The following is a 20,291-nucleotide window of genomic DNA, read 5'->3' as shown; positions in this document are numbered from 1 at the left end:
CGTCACCGGATCACCGCAGATCCGCGGTCATCTCGTGCAGTTCGGCGAGCCGGTCGGCGAGGGTGCGCGGATTGCCCGGCGCGTCCGGCCGGCCGTCCCCGGGCCGGGGGCCGGTGAGCGGCCGGTAGTTGACCCCCATCGCGTCGAGCCGGGCCAGGTGGGCGGGCAGCCGGGCCGCGAAGTCGGCGAAGTCCCGGCCGGCCGGGCTCCACACCACCTCGGCGAAGGCGCAGAGCCGGGGGAACGCCATGTATTCCACGCGCCGCAGCGACTCCATGTGCTCGGTCCAGAGGTTCGCCTGACAGCCGAGCACGAGCGGGGACGCGGGCGGCTCGTAGGCGTAGACGTCCTCGAGGGTGAGCAGCGTGCCCACCGGGGTCGGCTCGCCCGGGTCGTCGGACTGCCGGTAGTCCAGGTAGAGGCGCACGTCCGGGCAGGCCACCACCTGGTGACCGGCGCGGATCGCGACCTCGACCGGTTCCTCGCCGCGCCACGCCGCGATCACCGCGCCCTCCGGGGCTCCCCCGGCCAGGATCTCGTCCCAGCCGTAGACCCGGCGGCCCCGGCCGGCGAGGTGTTCCGCCATCGCCGCGGTGAACGCCACCTGCAGTTCGCGGCCGCCCGGCCACTCCTCGGTCGGGCACTCGTCGCCGCCGATGCCGATCAGGTCGGAGGGGAAGATGTCGCAGACGTGGTCGAGGACCTCGCGGCAGAAGGCGAGGGTGGCCGGCTCCAGGTTGAGCACGTGCGGGGAGATCCCCCAGGCGGTCCGGACCGGCCCGGCGAAGCCGTTGCCGAGCTCCGGGTACGCCGCGATCGCCGCCTGCATGTGCCCGGGCATGTCGATCTCCGGGACCACGGTGACGTGCCGGTCGGCCGCGTGGGCCACGATCGCGCGCAGGTCGTCCGAGGTGTAGAACCCGCCGTGCGGCCGCCCGTCGTACAGCTCGTGGATTCGGGAGCCGCGCATCGACTCGCCGCGCCAGGCCCCGACCGTGGTGAGCCGCGGCCAGCCCGGCACCTCGATCCGCCAGCCCTGGTCGTCGGTGAGGTGAAGGTGCAGGACGTTCAGCTTGTGAAAAGCCAGAAGATCGATGAAGCGCAAGACCTCGGGTACGGGCATGAAGTGCCGTGCCACGTCGAGGAGCACGCCGCGCCACGCGAACCGGGGCGCGTCCACGATGTGCACGTCGCCGCCGGGCGGCAACTGGGCGAGGGTCTGCAACCCGTAGAAGACGCCCGCCTCCGAGCCGCCGGTCACCTCGGCCCCGGACGCCGAGCGGCGCAGCTCGTAGGCCTCGCGGCCCAGCTCGGGGTCGATCCGGGTGCGGACCTCCCCGGCCGGTGCGGTGCCGCCACGGTGCTCCGACCGTACGGAAGAAAGGGGTTTCGGAATCAATCCTTCACCGCCCCGCCCAGGCCCGCGACAAGCCGGCGACGGACGATCAGGAAGAAGATCAGCACGGGCACCGTCATGAGTGTCGACGCCGCCATGATGGCTCCCCAGTCGTTCTCGTCGGGCTTGAAGAACACCAGCAGCGCCATCGGCAGGGTCTGGTTGTCCGCCTCGCTGATGATGAAGGTACGCGCGAACAGGAAGTCGTTCCACGCGTGGATGAAGGAGAACACGCTGACCGCCGCGAGGCCCGGCGCCACCAGCGGGAACAGGATGCGCCAGAGCACCGTGAAGCGTCCGGCGCCGTCGATCTGGGCGGCCTCGTCGAGCTCGTCCGGGATGGCCTGGACGAACCCGCGCAGCATCCAGATCGCGAACGGCAGGGTGAACGCGGTGTGCACCAGCATGAGCGACCCGAGCGTGTTGAGCCCGACCCCCGGCACGACCGTCCCGACGTCCCGGACCAGGAAGAAGAGCGGGATGGTCAGCGCCTCGATCGGCACCATCTGGGCGATCAGGAAGGTCACCAGGATGGTGGTGCGGAACCGGAAGTGGAAGCGGGTCAGCGCCACCGCGGCGAGGAACGCGATCAGCCCGGAGACCGCCACCACGACGAGCGCCACCAGCAGGCTGTTGAGCAGGTAGCGGCCGAAGTCGTTGACCTGCAGCACCCGCTGGAACGCGGCGAGCGACGGATGGAACGTCCACGGGCGCTGATTCAGCGACTGGATCTCGCCGGCCGGCTTCACCGCCGACAGCACCATCCAGTAGATCGGGAAGACGGTGACCAGGGCGATCAGCACCGCCACCGCGTCGAGCAGGCGACGACCGGCTCTCATAGCTGTTCTCCGGATCGGCGCAGGGTCCTGAGGTAGAGGAGCGTGACGGCGAGCAGGATCAGCATCATCACCACGCCGATCGCGGCGCCGCGGCCGTACTCGCTGGAGGCGAAGGCCTGCTGGTACGCGTAGACGTTGAGGGTGAGGTTCTGACCGGCCAGGCCGCCGCCGCGGGTCATCACGTAGATCTGGGTGAAGACCTTGAAGTCCCAGATGATCGACTGGATCACCACGATGGCCAGCACCGGGCGCAGGATCGGCACCATGATCTGCCAGAAGGCGCGCCAGGCGTTCGCACCGTCCAGCGACGCGGCCTCCAGCACCGACTTCGGGATGGCCTCGATGCCGGCGTAGAGCGTCACCATGACGAACGGGAACGACGCCCACACCACCACGGCGCCGACCAGGGCGAACGCGGTGTACCGGTCGTACATCCAGTTGAAGCCCTCGATGCCGAGCAGCTGGTTCACGAAGCCCAGGTCGGTGTCGAAGAGGAACATCCAGGTGGTCGAGCCGGAGACGGCCGGCACCGCCCAGGCGGCCATCGCGGCGACCGACAGCAGCAGCCGCGGCACCCGGCTGATCCGGGTGAGCAGCACCGCCAGGCCGGCGCCGACCGCGAGCGTGGCGATCACGCAGCCGGCCGCGAACACCACCGTCGCGCCGAGCACCGACCAGAACCGCGGGTCGCCGAAGAGGTCGCTGTAGTTCTCCGCGCCGACGAACCGGGTCGGCTCGCCGCCGCTGACCTGCGCCTGGGTGAAGTCCAGCACGGACAGCAGCCCGAGCTGGTACATCGGGTAGAGGAAGAGACCCCCGAGCACCACCGCGGCCGGCAGAAGCAGCCACAGCGGTGCCCGGGTCTTGTTCCGTGTCACTTGGCCAGGGCCTCGTCGATCTGCTTCGCCGCCTCGGCGGTGGCCTCGTCCACGGTGGCCTTGCCGGTGGCGACCTTCTCGATCATCGTGGGCAGCACGGCGGAGGCGTCGACCTTGCCCCAGCCCGGGTTCAGCGGGACGAACTTCGTGCCGGCGCCGATCGTGTCGATGAACGGCTTCACGAACGCGTCCTTCGCCGCGACCTCGTCGCTGGCCGGCTTCAGCGTCGGCAGGTTGCCCATCGCGTCGTACATCTTGGCCTGGTACTTCCCGCTCGCCAGCAGCGTCAGGAAGTCCCTGGCCAGGGCCGGGCGCTGGGCGTTCTTCATGATGCCGAGGTTGTTGCCGCCGGCGAACGCGGGCGCCACCGAGCCGGCCGTGGTGCCGGGCAGCGGGACGACCGCGTACTTGCCCTTGGCGACCCCGGCGTCGACAGCGGCGCGGTTGAAGTTGCCGAGGATGCCCATGGCCGCCTTGCCGCTGGCGAACAGCTCGACGGTCTTGCCGCCGGTCAGGTCGGCGCAGTTCTGCGGCGGGCAGTTGTCCGCGGCGATCAGGTCGGTGTAGGTCTCGAGGCCGGCCTTGGCGGCGTCGGAGTCGAGGTCGGTCAGCTCTCCGCCGTTGGCCCAGACGAACGGCATCGCGCCGTAGGTGTACTTGCCGCCGACGGCGATGCCGTACATGTCGGGCTTCTTCGCCCTGATCTGGCGGGCCGTCGTGGTCAGCTCGGCGATCGTCGCGGGCGGCTTGAGGCCCAGTTCCTCGAAGACGTCGGTGCGGTAGTAGAGGGCGCGGACGCCGAGGTACCACGGGACGCCCAGCAGGGTGCCCTCGTAGGTGGCGCTGGCCTTGGCGTCGGCGGAGAGATCCTTCGCCTCGGACCAGCTCTTCTCCACCTCCGCGAGGTCGGCGAGGCCGCCGGCCGCCGCGTACTCGGGCAGGTCGGTGTTGCCGTACTCGACCACGTCGGGCGCGCTCGACGGGTCGTTGAAAGCGCCCTTGAACCGCTCGCTGCGGGTGTCCACCGGGATGTACTGGATCTCCACGGTGGTGTCCGGGTGCGAGCCGGTGAACTCGGTGATCGCCTCGTTGACCACGGCCTCCTTGGGCGCGCGGTTGGGCTCGTCGAACAGCCACACCTTGAGGGCGCCGGTCGTGGGGCCGCCATCGGTGGCGGTCTCGGCGGGAGCGGAGGTGGAGGGGGCGCAGGCGGTCAGTGCGAGGGTTACGGCCGCGGCGGCGGCGAGACGTATCTTCATCGGCACTCCTGACGATCCAGGTTCGTTAATAGTTCGTTTATCGGTGCCGCATAGCCTGCTGGTGAAAGTTGCGGATCGTCAAGACCTTGCTTGTTAACTCGGTGAGCGCGATGATTCAGCGGCTATTTACGAACTACTTGGGAACCGGAGGGGGCATGGTGATCGGTCTGGTGGTCCACGCCGGACACCGGGCACGGTTCGCTGAGGCGGCGAGCACGCTCAGCGGCGTCACGTTCGCCTGGGCGGTCTACGAGCACGAGGACGAGATCCGGGACCGGGTGGCCGGCCTGCTCGCCGGCGACCGCCCCGACGGGCTGCTCCTCGGCCTGGTCCCGTACGCCCGGGCCCGTGACCTGATCCCCGCCGACCTGCCGTTCTCGGTCACCCGCTCGGCCGCCCTCGACCTGGCGGTGGCCTGGGCGCGGGCCCGGGGCAACGGCTGGCCGGCCACGCCGGTCAGCATCGACACCTTCGCGACCGAGACGATCGACGAGGTGGCGGCCGCCCTCGGCCTGGACCGGGCCGCGATCGCGGCCTGCCCGTTCGACCCGGACCAGCCGGTCGCCGACGTGGTCGCGTTCCATCGGGAGCAGCTGGCCCGGACCGGCGCGCCCTACGTCATCAGCGTCCGGATGGGCGTCGCCGCCGCGCTGGACGGGCAGACCGCCGTCCTGCACGCCCTCGCCACCCCCGGCACCATCCGCGCCGACCTGCACGAACTGGCCCTGCGCATCCGCAACAAGCGGGCCGACGGGCAGCGTTTCGCGGCCGCGCTCTTCCGGCTGCCCGCCATCTCGATCGCCGATCTCGACCGGGCCCGGGTCGGCCTCCAGCACCTGCTGCTCAACACCCCCGAGTTCGCCGACGCCTGGATCGACCAGCGGGGCGCCCGCGGCGTGCTGGTGCTGGCGCCCGCCTCGCTCTTCGAGACCGTCACCCGGCAGTGGACCGGCCTGCCGGTGCTGGCCGAGGCCCGCGACTCGCTCGGCACCCGGGCCGTCGCCGGCTTCGGCATCGGGCCGTCCGCGCGGCTCAGCGTCACCCTGGCCGAGCGGGCCGCCGCGCGGGCCGAGCAGGACGCCGAGCCCGGGGCCTACCTGTTCTCCGGCGACGGGATGACGATCGGGCCGATGGGCGCCGCCGCGACGCCGCTCGCCTACACCTACCGCGAGCACGGCGAGCTCGAGGATCTCGCCGAGCGGGCCGGCCTCAGCCCGGCGACGCTGTCCCGGCTCGCCGCGCTGGAACGGTCGCTGGACGGCCGGCCGCTCTCCCCCAGCGAGCTGGCCCGGTCGCTGGGGATCACCGACCCGAGCGGGCGGCGGCTGATCCGCAAGCTCACCTCGGCCTCGCTCGTGACCGAGACCGGCAGCGCGCAGGAGCATCGGAAGGGCCGGCCCACCCGGCTCTACCGGCTGGCGATCGCCTCGGCGCTGGGCGCGCCGGCATGACCTGGGACCTGCTGCTCACCGGCGGCGAGGCGGGCGACGTCGCGGTCTCCGGCGGCCGGATCGCCGCGATCGGCCCGGCACTCCCCCGGGACGCCCGCGAGGTCGCCGACGTGAGCGGCTGCCTGGTGACTCCGGGCCTGATCGACCTGCACACCCACGTCGGGCCGGGATACTGGGGCATCGACCCCGACCCGATCGCCTGGTGCTCCGGCGTCACCTCCTGGGTGGACGCCGGGTCGGCCGGCGCCTACACGGTCACCGGCCTGCGCCGCGTCGCGGACGCCGCGGCCGTCCGGGTGCACGCCCTGCTCAACATCTCCGCGGTGGGCCTGGCCGGGCGCACCGGAGAGAGCCGCGACCTGGCCAACTGCGACGTCGCGCTGGCGGTCGACACCATCCAGGCGAACCGCGACCTCTTCCACGGCGTCAAGGTCCGCATCGACGCCGAGACGGTGGGCGCCAACGGCGTCGAACCGCTGCGCCGGGGGCTGGCCGCCGCGCAGGCCTGCGGCGTACCCGTGATGGTCCACATCGGCACCGCCCCGCCCTCCCTCGACGAGGTGCTCGATCTGCTGCGGCCCGGCGACCTGGTGACGCACTGCTCGAGCGGGATCGCGGCCCCGCTCGGCCCGTCGGTGCGCGCCGCCGCCGGCCGCGGGGTGCTGCTCGACCTCGGCCACGGGTCCGGCGGGTTCGCGTTCGACGTGCTCGAGGCCCAGCTCGACGCCGGGCTGCGGCCGTACACGGTCTCCACCGACCTGCACGCCCGCTCGCTGCACGGACCGGTCTTCGACCTGCCCACCACGATGGCGAAGCTGCTGGCCGTGGGGGTGCCGCTGGCCGACGTGATCGCGGCGGTCACCGCGCACCCGGCCGCGGCGCTGGGCCTCACCTGCGCCCTGGAGGTGGGTGCTCCGGCCGATATCGCGATCTTCGACGTACGGGAGGAGCCGCTCACCGTGGTCGACGCCCACCGCCAGGTCCGCGTCTCCCCGGTCCGGCTCGTCAACCGCGCCACCTACGTGGCCGGCCGGCTGCTCCCGCCGCGGCTGCCGGCTCCGCCCGCGCCCTGGATCCCGCTCACCGACGCGCAGCGGTCGGCCCTGGACCGACGCTCGCAAGCCATCCGTGACCTGCTCACCACCCCGCTCGTCGGGGTGGACGGGCTGGCCGAACAGTTCCCACGAAGGAGTTCCTGATGCCCAAGCGCGCTGTGATCACCGACAAGGCGGCGCCCGCCGGCGGCCCGTACTCACACGCCGTCGTCGCCGGCGACACCATCTACCTGGCCGGCGCCGTCCCCGCCCTGCCCGACGGCACCTGGGTCACCGGCAGCTTCGCCGAGCAGGCGCACGCCGCCTTCCGCAACCTCGCCGCGGTGGCCGAGGCGGCCGGCTCCAGCCTCGATCAGGCCGTCCGGGTCGGCGTCTACCTGCGCGACTTCGGCGACTTCCCGGAGATGAACGAGATCTACAAGGAGTACATCAAGGGGTCCGACCTGCCGGTCCGGACGACGTTGCCGGTGCCGCTGGTCGGCTTCGACATCGAGATCGACGCGGTGCTCTACACCGGCGCCTGATCACGTCGCCGCCACCGGGGCGAACAGAACGGCAGGCGCCGCCGAATCCCATCGGCGGCATCTGCCGTTCGACAGGACGCCGGACATGACGTTCCGCAAGCCGGACACCGGCGGGCCGGAGTTCCCGGCCCGCCGTTTTTGTGACGGCGGTGCATGGGTAGGGGGATACCCATGCCTCAGCCTGGAGAGTTGCTCGGTGACCGCTACCGGCTCGACGACCGGCTGGCCGCGGGCGGCATGGGAGAGGTCTGGCGCGCCACCGACACGGTGCTCGGCCGGCCGGTGGCGGTGAAGACGCTGCTCGCCGGATACGCCGGGGACTCCGGTTTCCGGACCCGGTTCCAGCACGAAGCGCGCGCCATGGCCTCGCTGCGCCACGCCGGCGTCGTGCCGGTCTACGACTTCGGCGACGCCGGTGACGACGGCGCCTACCTCGTGATGGCCCGCGTCGACGGCCTGCCGCTCGACAAGCGGATCGCCGAACGGGGTTCGCTCGGCCCCGCCGAGACGATGTCGATCGTGGCGCAGGCCGCGCGGGCCCTGGCGGCCGCGCACGAGGCCGGGATCGTGCACCGCGACGTCAAACCCGGCAACCTGATCATCGAACCGGACGGGACCGTCGTCCTCGTCGACTTCGGGGTGGCCCGCTCCGCCCAGTCGGTGACGCTCACCGGTGCCCGGGAGGTGGTCGGGACCGCGCTCTACATCGCGCCGGAGCAGGTCTCGAAGCAGGCCACCGGGCCGTCCGCCGACATCTACGCGCTGGGCGCCGTCGCCTACCACTGCCTCGCCGGCCGGCCGCCGTTCACCGGCGACAACCCGCTGGCCGTAGCGCTCCAGCACGTCAGCGAGGAGCCGCCGCCGCTGCCCGCCGGGGTGCCCGCGCCGGTGCGGGAGCTGGTGCTGCGGGCGCTGGCGAAGGACCCGGAGGCGCGCTTCCCGTCGGCCGCCGCCATGGCCGACGCGGCGAGTGCGCTGCAGGACGCCGACGCGGCGAGCGCCCTGCAGGACACCGACACGGCGATCCTGGCCGGAGCCGGCGTGGCCACCGTCGCGACGCCGCGGCCACCGCTGGCCGACACCGCGGTGGGGCCCCTCCTGCCGTCACCCGGTGTGACCGAGGAATCGGCGCCCGCGAAACGACGTAACCTCGTCGTCCTGTCCGCCCTGCTCGCGGCGGTGCTGGGCGGCGGCGTCCTGATCGCCGTGACCGACCCGTTCGGCCTCTTCTCCGGCGAGCCCCCGGTCGTCACCACCCCGGCCGAGCTCCAGCCGTCCACCGCGCCCAGTCCGTCCACGAAGGACGACGACGACGCCGGCGGGAGTGGCAAGATCAATCCGACCAGCGGAAATGATCAGAAACGGAGCCCGTCGCCGCGGACCAGCGCCCCGGCGGCTCCGGCCACCACCGATCCCGGGCCGACCGCGACGACGACCACCACGGCTCCGGAGACCGAGGCGCCGACCACCGCCACCACGACCGCACCCGAGCCCACCGCGACCACGACCACGGCGCCCGAGGAGGAGGACCAGGGCGGCGGCGAGAACGAGCAGGAGCCCGAGGAGGAGACGGGGAACACGGAATCGTGACGATATGGCGATCCCTACGCTGCGTGTCTGTCGGTAATATCTGACCTTCATCCCGCGCGGCGGGGCAGCGTTGCGGGGGCGATTCGCGAAGGCAGGAAATGTCGGTAATCCAGGAACCGGTGGTCACCGCGCGCGCTGAGGACGGCACGACTGCGACGTCCTCGAAGCCACGCAGCCACCCCGGCTTCCGCCCCGACATCGAGGGCATGCGCGCGATCGCCGTGACCCTGGTGGTCCTGTCGCACGCCGGCCTCGCGGCGCTGGCCGGCGGTTACGTCGGCGTCGACGTCTTCTTCGTGATCTCCGGCTTCCTGATCACCACCCTGCTGCTGAAGGAGCTCGGCCGCACCGGCACCGTCTCGCTCACCGGCTTCTACGCGCGCCGGGCGATCCGCCTGCTGCCGGCGTCCGCGGTGGTCCTGGTCGCGACGCTGGCCGGGGCGTGGTTCTGGCTGCCGTCGACGCGCTTCCCCACGATCAGCCTGGACGCGCTCTTCGCCACCTTCTACGGGATCAACTGGCGCCTCGCCGACGAGGGCGTGCAATACCTGAACGCCGACGCCGCGCCCTCCCCGCTCCAGCACTTCTGGTCACTCGCGGTCGAGGAGCAGTTCTACCTGGTCTGGCCGCTGCTCATCCTGATCTACGCCGTCCTCCGGGCCCGGTCGCGCCGCGCGAAGGTCCGGGTCGCGATCCCGGCGCAGCGCAAGCCGGGAGATGCGCCGGCGGCTTCGAAGAAGCCCGATTCCGTACGGCCGGAGCACCGTGCGTTGACCGTCGCCCTGATCCTGATCGCCGCGCTGTCACTGGCGGCGAGCGTGACCCAGACCCGGTCGGCGGCGCCGTGGGCCTATTTCGGCGCGCACACCCGCGCCTGGGAGCTCGCGATCGGCGCGCTCGTGGCGGTGGCGGCGACCCGGCTCGCCCGCCTGCCCGGGCGCTTCGCGGCGGTGCTGACCTGGCTCGGGCTGGCCGCCGTGATCGGCTCGGCGTTCCTCTACGACGAACACACCGCGTTCCCCGGGTCGGCCGCCCTGCTGCCGGTGCTCGGCTCCGCGGTGATCATCGCGGCCGGCTGCGCGGCGCCGCGGGGCGGGGCGGCCGTGGTGCTGCGGACCCGGCCGTTCCAGCTGATCGGGCGCTACTCGTACAGCTGGTACCTGTGGCACTGGCCGATTCTGATGATCGGACCGGCGGCGCTCGGCCGGGAGCCGTCGCTCGGGCTCGGCCTGGCGCTGGCGGCCGGGTCCCTCGCCGTCGCGGTCGCCTCGTACCACCTGGTCGAGAACCCGGTCCGGAACCGTCCGTGGATCAAGGCACGCGCGCGCCGCGGCCTGGCCGTCGGGCTGGCGCTGTCGATCGTGACGGCCGGGCTCGCGCTGGCGGCCGGGCGGTTCACGCCGGCCGTGGCGACCGGCGACGCGGTGGCCGACACGGCCGGCCGGCTGGCCGAGGCCGCCGACGCCGAGGCCCGCCTGCGGACCCTGCTGGCCGAGGCGTCGCAGCAGGCCACCCTCCCGGCGAACCTCCGGCCCTCGCCCGCGGCCGCGGCCGCCGACCAGCCGGTGATCTACCGGGACGGCTGCCACATCGACTACCCGTACGTCGCGGCGTCGCATCCCTGCGTCTACGGCGACCAGGCCGCCACCGGCTCGATGTTCCTGCTCGGCGACTCGCACGCGGCGCACTGGTTCCCGGCCGCCGACGCGATCGCGAAGGAGCGCCGGCTCCGGCTCTTCTCCCGCACGAAGAGCGCCTGCCAGGCCGCCTCGGTGCTGGTCTTCAACGACATGATGAAGCGGCCCTACCGGGAGTGCGCCGAGTGGCGGGACCGGGTCTTCGCCGAGATCGCCGAGCAGCGCCCGCGGTTCGTGGTGCTCTCCTCCAACGGCGGCGACAGCGGCGGCCTGGTCACCCCGGACGGCAAGCCGCTCGACCAGGGCCCGGACCGCGACCGGCTCTGGGTCGAGGCCTGGTCGGAGACCCTGGACCGGATCGAGCAGGCCGGCGCCGTGCCCGTGCTGCTGCTGGACACGCCGTGGCCGGCCGGATCCGCGCCGGAGTGCGTGGTGACCCATCCGACCTCGGTGAACGAGTGCGCCCGGCCCGCCCGGGAGGCGTTCGTGGAGCCGGGACGCCGGGAGATGGTGGCGGCGGCCGCCCGGGCCCGGGGCGCCACGGTGATCGACACCCGTGACTGGTTCTGCACCTCGCAGACCTGCCCGGCCGTGGTCGGCAACCTGCTCGTGTGGAAGGACAGCAGCCATATCAGCACGGCGTACGCCGAGATGCTGACGCCGCTCCTGGACGCCGGCCTGCCCTCGTAAGGGCCTCGTTTCCCGGAAATTCGCCGGGGGAACCGGCTGGTCGCGGGACTTCGGGCGAACGGGCGGCGATCATCGGAAACGGACGACCCGAACGGACGGGTAACACGTCCGAAACTTCCAGCTGCGAGCATTCCGGGGCGCGATCAGGAGGTCCCTTTGTTCCTCAGCCAGCACGAGCAGGAACGACTGCTCATCCATGTGGCGGCCGACGTCGCCCAGCGCCGCCGGGAGCGCGGCCTGCGGCTCAACTATCCGGAGGCGACCGCGATCATCACGGCGTTCCTGCTCGAAGGGGCGCGTGACGGCCAGACCGTCGCCGAGCTGATGGACGCCGGGCGCCGGGTGCTGACCCGCGACGACGTTCTGGAGGGGGTTCCCGAGATGCTCGCCGAGGTGCAGGTCGAGGCGACGTTCCCGGACGGGACCAAGCTCGTCACCGTGCACGGGCCGATCTCGTGACGATTCCCGGCGAGATCCTCCACGGCGACGGCGTCATCGAGATCAACGCCGGCCGGCCGGTGCGGGAACTGACCGTGCGCAACACCGGTGACCGGCCCGTCCAGGTCGGATCGCACTTCCACTTCGCCGAGTCGAACGCGGCTCTCGAGTTCGACCGGGAGGCCGCCTGGGGTCACCGCCTCGGGATCCCGGCCGGGACGTCGGTGCGCTTCGAGCCCGGCATCCCGCGCGACGTCGCCCTGGTGCCGCTCGCCGGCCGGCGGATCGTCCCGGGCCTGCGCGGCCTGGCCGGCGGACCGCTCGACGCCGGCACCCCGGCGCCCGCACCCGACCCGGCCGACATCGAACCCGCCGGCTCCCTCGACGAGGACACCGGCGAGAGCCAGCCCAACGGCGACAACGGGAGCCCCCGATGAGCCGGCCGGACCGGAGTGGAGAGCCGGCATGACATCACTGGACCGCAGCCGGTACGCCGCTCTCTACGGGCCCACCGCCGGAGACCGGATCCGGCTGGCCGACACGAATCTGCTGATCGAGATCGAGGAGGACCGCAGCGCGGGGCCGCGGCCCGGCGACGAGGTGGTCTTCGGCGGCGGCAAGGTGATCCGGGAGTCGATGGGGCAGTCGCGGGCCACCCGGGCCGAGGGCACCCCCGACACGGTCATCACCGGCGTGGTGATCCTCGACCACTGGGGGATCGTCAAGGCCGACGTCGGCATCCGCGACGGGCGGATCGTGGCGATCGGCAAGGCCGGCAACCCGGACACCATGGACGGGGTCCACCCCGACCTGGTGATCGGCGCCGGCACCGAGATCATCGCGGGCAACGGGAAGATCCTCACGGCCGGGGCGATCGACAGCCACGTACACCTGATCAGCCCGACCATCCTGGACACCGCGCTCGCGTCCGGCATCACCACGATCATCGGCGGCGGCACCGGCCCGGCCGAGGGCACCAAGGCGACCACCGTGACGCCGAACGCCTGGCACCTCGCCCGCATGCTGGAGTCGCTCGACACCTGGCCGATCAACGTGCTGCTGCTCGGCAAGGGCAACACCATGTCCGCCGAGTCGATGTGGGAGCAGCTGCGCGGCGGCGCCGGCGGTTTCAAGCTGCACGAGGACTGGGGCACCACGCCGGCCGCGATCGACGCCTGCCTGTCGGTCGCCGACGCCTCCGGCGTGCAGATCGCGATCCACACCGACACGCTGAACGAGGCCGGATTCGTCGAGGAGACGCTGCGGGCCATCGCGGGCCGGTCGATCCACGCGTACCACACCGAGGGCGCGGGCGGCGGGCACGCCCCGGACATCATCACCGTGGCGTCCCACCCCAACATCCTGCCGTCGTCGACGAACCCGACCCGGCCGTACACCCGGAACACCCTCAGCGAGCACCTCGACATGCTGATGGTCTGCCACCACCTGAACGCGGCGGTGCCGGAAGACCTGGCGTTCGCCGAGAGCCGGATCCGGCCGTCGACCATGGCGGCCGAGGACCACCTGCACGACCTCGGCGCGATCTCGATGATCGGCTCGGACTCGCAGGCGATGGGCCGCGTCGGCGAGGTCGTCACCCGGACCTGGCAGACCGCCCACGTCATGAAGGCCCGGGTCGGTGCCCTCCCCGGCGACGGAGCGGCCGACAACAACCGGGCGAAGAGGTACGTCGCGAAATACACGATCTGCCCCGCGATCGCGCACGGCATGGCCGAGCAGGTCGGCTCGGTCGAACCCGGCAAGCTCGCCGACCTGGTGCTCTGGGACCCGGCGTTCTTCGGCGTCCGGCCGGCGCTGGTGATCAAGGGCGGCATGATCGCGTACGCGCAGATGGGCGACGCCAACGCCTCCATCCCGACACCCCAGCCGATGCTGCCCCGGCCGATGTTCGGGTCGTACGGGGTGGTGCCGGCACAGACCTCCGTGGCGTTCGTCGCGCCGGCCGCCATCGACGCCCTGCTCTCCGACCGGATCGGGGTGAAGCGCGCGCTCGTCCCGGTCGCCGACACCCGGTCGGTCGGCAAGGCCGACATGGTCCACAACGACGCGATGCCCCGGATCGAGGTCAGCGCCGACACGTTCGAGGTCCGCATCGACGGGGCCGTGATCGAGCCCGATCCGGTGTCGTCGCTGCCCATGGCCCAGCGCTACTTCCTGTTCTGATGGTTGGTGTGTTGGCGCGAGCCGGGCGGTTCCGGGGCGGGGATGGCCCACTCCGGGCGGTCAGGCTTGATCCCTGCGTGGTCCATCCCCGCCCCGGAACCTTGCCTGGTCGCCCTTGCTGCCGCGGGCTCGATCCTCGGGGGTGGGTCGGTTGAGCCTGGCTACTCTGCTGCTGCTTGCTGATGGGCGGTTGCCGTCCGGGGGGCATGCTCACTCGGGTGGGCTGGAGGCTCAGGTCGCGGCCGGGCGGGTCAGGGACGTCGAAGGGCTCGGCGGGTTCCTGCGGGGCAAGCTCGCCACCGGCGGGCTGGTGTCGGCGGCGTTCGCCGCTGCCGCCTGCGGAGACGCCGGGCGGGTCGCTGCCGCCCGTGGGGATTCAGGGCGGGTCGCTGCCGTCTGCGGAGACGCCGGTCGGGTCGCGGAGCTTGACGCGGGGCTTGATGCCCGGACTCCGTCGCCGGCGCTGCGGAAGGCTTCTCGGGCTCAGGGGCGGGCTCTGCTGCGGGCCGGACGGGTCATGTGGCCGATCCCGGCGTCCGTCGGGCGGGAGCTTCATCAGCCCGTTGCCCTGGGGGTCGTCGCCGCGGCAGCCGGGTTGGGGCCCGGCGAGGCCGCTGTCGCGGCGGCGCACGCGACCGTCACCGGGCCGGCCAGTGCGGCGGTGCGGCTTCTCGGGCTCGATCCGTACGCCGTGCACGCCCTTCTCGCCCGGCTCACCACCGAATGTGACCGGATCGCGGCCGAGGCCGCGGGACGGTACCGCGACGCGGTCGACGATCTGCCGGCCGCCGGAGCTCCACTGCTCGACATCGGCGCCGAGCACCACGCCACCTGGGAGGTGCGTCTCTTTGCATCCTGAACCGCACGAACACGGCCCCGATGAAGTACCGCACACGCATCCCGAAGCGGGCGTCGACCCGCACGAGCCGCTGGCCGGCGGGGCTCGCGCGCTCCGCGTCGGCATCGGCGGGCCGGTCGGCTCGGGCAAGACCGCGCTGGTCGCTGCCCTGTGCCGGGCCCTCGGCTCGGAGATCCGGCTCGCGGTCGTGACGAACGACATCTACACGACCGAGGACGCGGACTTCCTGCTGCGCAACGGCGTACTGCCCGCCGAACGGATCCGCGCCGTCGAAACCGGGTGCTGCCCGCACACGGCCATCCGCGACGACATCTCGGCGAACCTCGACGCCGTCGAGGACCTCGAGGAGAAACTGGGTCCGCTCGACCTCGTCCTGGTCGAGAGCGGCGGCGACAACCTGACCGCCACGTTCAGCAAGGGGCTCATCGACCAGCAGATCTTCGTGGTCGACGTCTCCGGTGGCGACAAGGTGCCGCGCAAGGGCGGTCCCGGGGTGACCACCTCCGACCTGCTCGTCATCAACAAGACCGATCTGGCCCCGCTCGTCGGCGCCGACCTCTCCGTGATGGAACGCGACGCCGGCGCCCGGCGTGGCGACCTGCCGACCGTCTTCCTGTCCCTGGCCGAGGACAAGCAGGCCACCCCGGTCGCCGACTGGATCCGCTCGCTCGTCGCCGCCCGTGTGTGACCCGTGGGTGGCTGATGCTGGCTGAGGCCCGGGTCGTCGCCGAGTCCGACGGGCGCGGCGGCACCCGGCTTCCGGTGTTGCGCGGCGAGTCGCCGCTGCTCCTGCGCCGCACCGGCCCGCGCCCGGGCGGCGGGGCTTGGAGGGACGGTGGGGTCACCGTTCATCTTGTGGGCGGGGCTGCTGGGCCGTTGCGCGGCGATGAGTTGCTGCTGGAGATCGAGGTCGGGCCGGGGGCTCGGCTGGAGTTCCGGAGTGTGGCGGCTTCGCTGGCGCTTCCGGGACGGTCGTTCCTGCCGGCCTCGCGGCTCACCGTTCGGGCGTCGGTGGCCGCCGGGGGAACGCTGCGGTATCTGCCGGAACCGCTCATCGCGGCGGCCGGATGCGATCACGTGGCGGTCACCCGGGTGGACGTGGCCGAGGGTGGGACGGTGCTCTGGCGGGACGAGCTGGTCTGCGGGCGGCACGGTGAGGACTCCGGGGACGTGCGGGCCGACATGACCGTGCGCTATGCCGGTACGACCGTCTATCGCCACGAGCTCACCGTCGGCCCGTCCGCGCCCGGCTGGTCGGGAGCGGCGGTCCTGGGAGGCGGCCGCGCCATCGGCACCGTCGTGGCGGCCGGTCCCGGAGCCCCGGGGCATGAGAGGGGGCCGGGGGTGGTCGGGCCGGATGCTGCCGTCATGCCACTGGTCGAGGGTGGCGTGCTGGTCACCGCGGTCGGGGCGGACGTCCGGCAGGTGGCCGCGGTTCTCGATCCGTGGTGTGCGGCCCGGCTGAGCGGCGTCGTCGGGACTCCCGCATCGGTGTCCGCCTGAGAAACGAGCCTGCGTTGCAGGTCTGGCCGGAACCCGCGGCAGGGGGCCCGCGTGGCGGGGAGCCCGCGTCGTGGATGCGGGACTTCGCAGTCCCCTCGTACAGAAAAGGAAGCTGGAGAAAGCCGGCCGGAGCGACCCGACGCCCCGGCCGGCCTCCGGTCAGGCTGCCACCGCGATGGGGACGCCGTGGCTGTCGGTGAGGGCCAGGCGGGTGTGGAGGCTCCCCTGCTGAGCGACCTTCGCGAAATACTCGGTCCGGCGGCGCTGGAGGCAGCCCTTGCGGGTGCGCGGACCGCCCGCCGCCACGGTGAGGAGCTCCGGCGCGAGGGAGCTGTTGAGGCCCTCGCGCAGCAGGCGGAGCGCCTCGGTGCGCAGCTGGGAGATGCGGGACTCGGTGACGCCGAGCCGGGCCGCCACCTCGCTCAGCGGCTGCTCCTGCAAGAAGGATTCCTGCACGACCTGGCGGAGCCGCTCGGGCAGCGCCTGGATGGCCTGGTGCAGATAGCCCAGCCGCTCCCTCTTCAGCAGTAGATCCTCCGGCCCCTCCGATGTCTCCGGCACCATCTCCTCGGCCGCGCCCGTGGGGAAACCCTGCAGGCTGAGCAGCGACGCCTTCTGCACGTCGTCCTCGACGCTGGCGAGCTCGGAGACGCCGATGCCGAGGACCTCGGCCACCTCGGCGTCGCTCGGCGTGCGGCCCAGCGCGGCGGTGAGCTCCTGGCGCGCGGTCGCGGCCTTGCGCGCCCGGGCCCGCACCGACCGGCTCGCCCAGTCCTGGCCGCGCAGCTCGTCCAGCAGCGCTCCACGGATCCGGACCGCGGCGAAGCGGTGGAAGGGGATGCCGCGTGTCACGTCGAAGGAGCGGGCGGCTCCCAGCAGCGCCGCGAACCCGGCTGAGGAGAGGTCATCTGCGTGGACGTGGCCGGGTACCCGGTTGAGCAGTTCCCGGACCAGATGGCCAACCATCGGCATGTTCTCTCGGATCAGGTCCTCGATATCGCGCGCCGAGGGCGCGTCATGAGTGGTGCCGATGGTGGCGGGGAGTTCGGTCGTGGTGGTCACGTAGTCCTCCTCGCTCGTACGAACCGGCTGATGAACACCGGCTGACGAGAAGAACTCTGGCCGCCGTTTGGTGCAGCGGAGCCCGAACTCGGTTGCTTTTATGGAGTTTTTTCATGAAAAACCTCAGTAGCGGGAGGTTTGCATAGAGGAACCCCTCTGGATACGTGACCAGAGGGGTTCCTGTTGCTCGACGGATCAGTGCAGCACCGAGACTCGCGGCGCCAGCACCTCCGTCAACTCGGATCGGACCCAGGCCATCCGCCGCACCGCGACGTCCGGATGATCACCGAACTCGAGGGCGACCTCGGCCGCGCAGCCGTCACTGCCGTGCCGCAGGATCATCGTCGTGATGGCGTCCTCGACCGTTTCCCGGTCGGGTCGCTCCGACGGTTGCAGGCACGAGACGAACAGCGCCTCGGCGGCCAGATCTCTGACTGTGTGGATCATGTCGAACTCCCGATGTCGACGACCTGTTGGAACGCCATCGCCCATCTTCCCCGCGAGTGGCACGCCGGCCGGCAGCCACGCCGTGCGAAAGTGCTGCAATCCGGGCGTAAGCCCACCTTCACGGTAGACCCGTCACCGGCCTCGCGGCCTCCCGTTTTCGTGCCGGACGGCAATCTGTCTGAAGTAAGGCCGGACGGTCAGTCTGAAGTAACCGGCTCCGGGCACTCGTCCGGCACGTCGGGATCGCAGGGATCCTCGATGCCCGTGCCGGGCTCCGGGGGCGGCGACGACAGCGACGGGCTCGGCTCGTCGGGCTTGTTCGTCGACGGGGAGAGGCTCGGCGGGTCGGGCGGCGGCGGGGAGTCGGACTCCTCCCCGATCGGGTCCTCCGAGGTGCCGGTGTCCGGCGACGGGCTGGTGCCGCCGCCCTTGCTCCCGCTCGGCGCCGGCTTGATCGGCGGCGTACGGGAGAACGACGACGACGGCACCGGGATGGTCGGGGTGATGTGCACGTTGCCGCCGGGGTCGATCGAGATGCCGGCCGACGGCGTGGTGACCGGGTCGCCGAAGCCGACCTGGCCGTCGGCGAGGTGCACGACCGGCCGGGACGGCTCGCCGGGCTCGGCCGAGACGTACGCCTCGCACTTCTGCCCGTTCAGCTTGAAGACCATCGGGGCCGCGTTGCTCTCGGTGTAGCGCCCGGTGATCTGCACGGTCGTGGTCTTCTGCGCGGCGAGCTCCTTGACCGAGGAGACCGTGACCCCGCTGCCGTCCTGCTTCAGCACGGTCTTGCCGTTGCCGGAGACGACCTGGTCGCCGGGCATCAGGAACCAGAGGCTCCACTTGTCGACCGGGCTGTCCGCGCGGTTGGCGAGGGTGACCTGAGCCTTGAACCTCTTCTTGTCGTCGGACCAGACGGCGTAGCTGACCACGCAGTTGCCGGCCACCGGGACGACGCTGGGCAGGGGCGCCGCGCCGCCGCCGAGCCCCGCCGCGTTCTCCTTCCGCGGCTCGCCGATGGCGGTCCAGCCGTAGGTGAGGGCGCTCAGCAGCGCCACCGAGCCGGCCAGGATGGCGCCGCGGCGGACGTACATCTGCTTCTTGTCGTTCGGCACCTTCTCGCTCGGCGCCGGAGAGAAGCCCGGGCGCAACGGCGGCGGAGGCGGCGGGTCGGCGGGTGGCGGCACCGCCGACGGCTCGGTGACGGCCTGCGCGACGACCGGGTGCACCGAATTCGGGTCGGTCGGGCCGACGGCGGCCGCGGCGGCCGGGCCCATCCCGGCGTAGGGGTATCCGGACGGCAGGATGAAGGTGTCCTCGCCGTCCTCCCAGGTCGCGTCGAACCCGGAGGTCACCAGCGGCGCGCCGGCCGAGATGCCGGCGAGCACGTGCGCCAGCTCGGCGGTGGGCGGCCGGTCCTCCGGGCGCTTCTCCAGGCAGCGGCCGATCAGCGCCTCGACGGCCGGCGGAAGCCCGTCGACCGGCGGCAGCGGCTCGGGCTCGGTGTATTGGTGGGCCCGCAGCAGCGCCGTCGTGGTGCCGACGTCCCACGGCAGCTGGCCGATGAGCATCCGGTAGATCAGCAGGCCGACCGCGTAGACGTCGGTGGCCGGGCTGACCTGGCCGCCCTCGAGCCGCTCCGGGGCGAGGTAGGCCGGGGTGCCGAGCAGGCTGCCGTCGGGGTCGACGTCGTTCTCGCCGATCAGGGCCGAGATGCCGAAGTCGACCACCTTCGAGCCGGTCGGGGTGAGCATGACGTTGGCCGGGGTGACGTCGCGGTGCACGATGCCGCGCGCGTGCGCGGAGGCGAGGGCGGCCGCCACCTCGGCGCTGATCCGGACCGCGGTGGGCCAGGGCAGCATCCGCACCCGGGCCAGGATGGCGGCGAGCGACTCGCCGTCGACGAGCTCCATCACGACGTACGGCACCGGCTCACCGTCGACGGTGGTCGCCTCGCCGTAGTCGTACACATTGGTGATGTGCGGGTGCGTCAGCCGGGCCGCGGCCTGGGCCTCGGCGCGCAGCCTGCGCCGGAACGAGGGGTCGGTGCTCGTCGACGGCGGCAGGACCTTGATCGCGACCTGACGCCCGAGGACTTCGTCGAACCCCCGCCACACCACTGACATCCCGCCGGCCCCGAGACGCTCGACCAGCCGATATCGACCGGCGAGCAGCCCCGAACCGGGCAGGTCCGTCGTGCTCATGTGCCCCCACATGCGCGCTTCGAGTTCAGACACCGGGCCGCACCGCCATGCCGCCCGACGCCGGGCGAGTCGGGCCCACCATCGGACCCTGAGCATCCCCCATCGGCGGCGAGGATGTTAGTCCCCATCAAGCCACAGTTCGAGCGCCCGAATTGCGATCTAGCAGGGCTTAGTTACGGTGAGTTGACTTAATAAATCCGCCGGGAACGGCTCTCCGGCACCGGACGCACACGTAGCGCCACGACAACGCATGGGGTATGCCCGCTTCGTCGGAA

Annotated in this window: 18 protein-coding genes; 11 read left to right on the top strand and 7 right to left on the bottom strand. The window is 72.2% G+C overall.

From position 1 onward, the window contains the following. Positions 1-10: 10 nt before the first annotated feature. Genes AB0G10_RS07075 through AB0G10_RS07060 form a run of 4 tightly spaced genes read right to left on the bottom strand, consistent with a single transcriptional unit; the run spans position 11 to position 4,372 of the window. Positions 11-1,399, bottom strand: a complete 1,389-nt coding sequence (locus tag AB0G10_RS07075) for a beta-N-acetylhexosaminidase (RefSeq protein ID WP_360917729.1) — start codon at positions 1,397-1,399, stop codon at positions 11-13. Further along, positions 1,396-2,235: a carbohydrate ABC transporter permease gene (locus AB0G10_RS07070; RefSeq protein ID WP_360917726.1), complete on the bottom strand. Its 840-nt coding sequence runs from the start codon at positions 2,233-2,235 to the stop codon at positions 1,396-1,398. The genes AB0G10_RS07075 and AB0G10_RS07070 overlap by 4 nt, the downstream gene beginning before the upstream one ends. Continuing rightward, entirely contained in the window at positions 2,232-3,113 is an 882-nt protein-coding gene (locus AB0G10_RS07065; RefSeq protein ID WP_360917723.1) for a sugar ABC transporter permease, read from the bottom strand. The genes AB0G10_RS07070 and AB0G10_RS07065 overlap by 4 nt, the downstream gene beginning before the upstream one ends. Next, positions 3,110-4,372 carry an extracellular solute-binding protein gene (locus tag AB0G10_RS07060; RefSeq protein ID WP_360917720.1) on the bottom strand — a complete coding sequence of 421 codons (1,263 nt, stop codon included), beginning with the start codon at positions 4,370-4,372 and terminating at the stop codon, positions 3,110-3,112. Before AB0G10_RS07060 ends, AB0G10_RS07065 begins: the two co-directional genes overlap by 4 nt. Positions 4,373-4,527: 155 nt before the next feature. Between AB0G10_RS07060 and AB0G10_RS07055 the strand changes: the two genes are divergently transcribed. The 11 genes from AB0G10_RS07055 to AB0G10_RS07005 all read left to right on the top strand — a co-directional run bounded on the left by AB0G10_RS07055 (position 4,528) and on the right by AB0G10_RS07005 (position 16,303). Continuing rightward, complete coding sequence (locus tag AB0G10_RS07055; protein ID WP_360917717.1) at positions 4,528-5,823, top strand: helix-turn-helix domain-containing protein; 1,296 nt, start codon at positions 4,528-4,530, stop codon at positions 5,821-5,823. Continuing rightward, the gene (locus AB0G10_RS07050) at positions 5,820-7,022 is read left to right on the top strand and encodes an amidohydrolase/deacetylase family metallohydrolase (protein WP_360917714.1); all 1,203 of its coding nucleotides are present in this window, start codon (positions 5,820-5,822) and stop codon (positions 7,020-7,022) included. Before AB0G10_RS07055 ends, AB0G10_RS07050 begins: the two co-directional genes overlap by 4 nt. Beyond that, positions 7,022-7,402 (top strand): RidA family protein, encoded by a 381-nt coding sequence (locus AB0G10_RS07045; RefSeq protein WP_360917711.1) that lies wholly within the window; start codon positions 7,022-7,024, stop codon positions 7,400-7,402. The genes AB0G10_RS07050 and AB0G10_RS07045 overlap by 1 nt, the downstream gene beginning before the upstream one ends. Before the next feature lie 171 nt (positions 7,403-7,573). Then, positions 7,574-8,992 (top strand): protein kinase, encoded by a 1,419-nt coding sequence (locus tag AB0G10_RS07040; RefSeq protein WP_360917708.1) that lies wholly within the window; start codon positions 7,574-7,576, stop codon positions 8,990-8,992. 98 nt (positions 8,993-9,090) lie between these two features. Further along, positions 9,091-11,319, top strand: coding sequence for an acyltransferase family protein (locus AB0G10_RS07035; RefSeq protein ID WP_360917705.1), 2,229 nt, complete (start codon positions 9,091-9,093; stop codon positions 11,317-11,319). Between the two features lie 156 nt (positions 11,320-11,475). After that, the gene (locus tag AB0G10_RS07030) at positions 11,476-11,778 is read left to right on the top strand and encodes an urease subunit gamma (RefSeq protein ID WP_360917702.1); all 303 of its coding nucleotides are present in this window, start codon (positions 11,476-11,478) and stop codon (positions 11,776-11,778) included. Continuing rightward, complete coding sequence (locus tag AB0G10_RS07025; protein WP_360917699.1) at positions 11,775-12,194, top strand: urease subunit beta; 420 nt, start codon at positions 11,775-11,777, stop codon at positions 12,192-12,194. Before AB0G10_RS07030 ends, AB0G10_RS07025 begins: the two co-directional genes overlap by 4 nt. Before the next feature lie 28 nt (positions 12,195-12,222). Further along, entirely contained in the window at positions 12,223-13,941 is a 1,719-nt protein-coding gene (locus AB0G10_RS07020; protein WP_360917696.1) for an urease subunit alpha, read from the top strand. Between the two features lie 151 nt (positions 13,942-14,092). Continuing rightward, positions 14,093-14,800 carry an urease accessory UreF family protein gene (locus tag AB0G10_RS07015; protein ID WP_360917693.1) on the top strand — a complete coding sequence of 236 codons (708 nt, stop codon included), beginning with the start codon at positions 14,093-14,095 and terminating at the stop codon, positions 14,798-14,800. Further along, the gene (gene ureG, locus AB0G10_RS07010) at positions 14,790-15,488 is read left to right on the top strand and encodes an urease accessory protein UreG (protein ID WP_360917690.1); all 699 of its coding nucleotides are present in this window, start codon (positions 14,790-14,792) and stop codon (positions 15,486-15,488) included. The genes AB0G10_RS07015 and ureG overlap by 11 nt, the downstream gene beginning before the upstream one ends. A gap of 14 nt (positions 15,489-15,502) precedes the next feature. Beyond that, positions 15,503-16,303, top strand: a complete 801-nt coding sequence (locus AB0G10_RS07005; RefSeq protein ID WP_360917684.1) for an urease accessory protein UreD — start codon at positions 15,503-15,505, stop codon at positions 16,301-16,303. Positions 16,304-16,462: 159 nt separating this feature from the next. Here AB0G10_RS07005 and AB0G10_RS07000 read toward each other — a convergent pair whose 3' ends face one another. The 3 genes from AB0G10_RS07000 to AB0G10_RS06990 all read right to left on the bottom strand — a co-directional run bounded on the left by AB0G10_RS07000 (position 16,463) and on the right by AB0G10_RS06990 (position 20,016). Next, entirely contained in the window at positions 16,463-17,365 is a 903-nt protein-coding gene (locus AB0G10_RS07000) for a sigma-70 family RNA polymerase sigma factor (RefSeq protein ID WP_360917680.1), read from the bottom strand. Between the two features lie 195 nt (positions 17,366-17,560). Then, positions 17,561-17,812, bottom strand: a complete 252-nt coding sequence (locus AB0G10_RS06995) for a hypothetical protein (RefSeq protein WP_360917677.1) — start codon at positions 17,810-17,812, stop codon at positions 17,561-17,563. Between the two features lie 197 nt (positions 17,813-18,009). Continuing rightward, the gene (locus tag AB0G10_RS06990) at positions 18,010-20,016 is read right to left on the bottom strand and encodes a serine/threonine-protein kinase (protein WP_360917674.1); all 2,007 of its coding nucleotides are present in this window, start codon (positions 20,014-20,016) and stop codon (positions 18,010-18,012) included. Positions 20,017-20,291 lie beyond the last annotated feature (275 nt).

Source organism: Actinoplanes sp. NPDC023714, assembly GCF_040639855.1.
Taxonomy (GTDB): Bacteria; Actinomycetota; Actinomycetes; order Mycobacteriales; family Micromonosporaceae; genus Actinoplanes.
The sequence above is the reverse complement of the archived record's forward strand: the minus strand, read 5'-3'. Positions and strand labels throughout refer to the sequence as shown.

Coding starts and splice junctions, on each gene's coding strand:
- AB0G10_RS07070 (WP_360917726.1), bottom strand. CDS start 2,235: ATGAGAGCCGGTCGTCGCCTGCTCGACGCGGTGGCGGTGCTGATCGCC.
- AB0G10_RS07060 (WP_360917720.1), bottom strand. CDS start 4,372: ATGAAGATACGTCTCGCCGCCGCCGCGGCCGTAACCCTCGCACTGACC.
- AB0G10_RS07055 (WP_360917717.1), top strand. CDS start 4,528: ATGGTGATCGGTCTGGTGGTCCACGCCGGACACCGGGCACGGTTCGCT.
- AB0G10_RS07050 (WP_360917714.1), top strand. CDS start 5,820: ATGACCTGGGACCTGCTGCTCACCGGCGGCGAGGCGGGCGACGTCGCG.
- AB0G10_RS07045 (WP_360917711.1), top strand. CDS start 7,022: ATGCCCAAGCGCGCTGTGATCACCGACAAGGCGGCGCCCGCCGGCGGC.
- AB0G10_RS07040 (WP_360917708.1), top strand. CDS start 7,574: ATGCCTCAGCCTGGAGAGTTGCTCGGTGACCGCTACCGGCTCGACGAC.
- AB0G10_RS07035 (WP_360917705.1), top strand. CDS start 9,091: ATGTCGGTAATCCAGGAACCGGTGGTCACCGCGCGCGCTGAGGACGGC.
- AB0G10_RS07020 (WP_360917696.1), top strand. CDS start 12,223: ATGACATCACTGGACCGCAGCCGGTACGCCGCTCTCTACGGGCCCACC.
- AB0G10_RS07005 (WP_360917684.1), top strand. CDS start 15,503: ATGCTGGCTGAGGCCCGGGTCGTCGCCGAGTCCGACGGGCGCGGCGGC.
- AB0G10_RS06995 (WP_360917677.1), bottom strand. CDS start 17,812: ATGATCCACACAGTCAGAGATCTGGCCGCCGAGGCGCTGTTCGTCTCG.
- AB0G10_RS06990 (WP_360917674.1), bottom strand. CDS start 20,016: ATGAGCACGACGGACCTGCCCGGTTCGGGGCTGCTCGCCGGTCGATAT.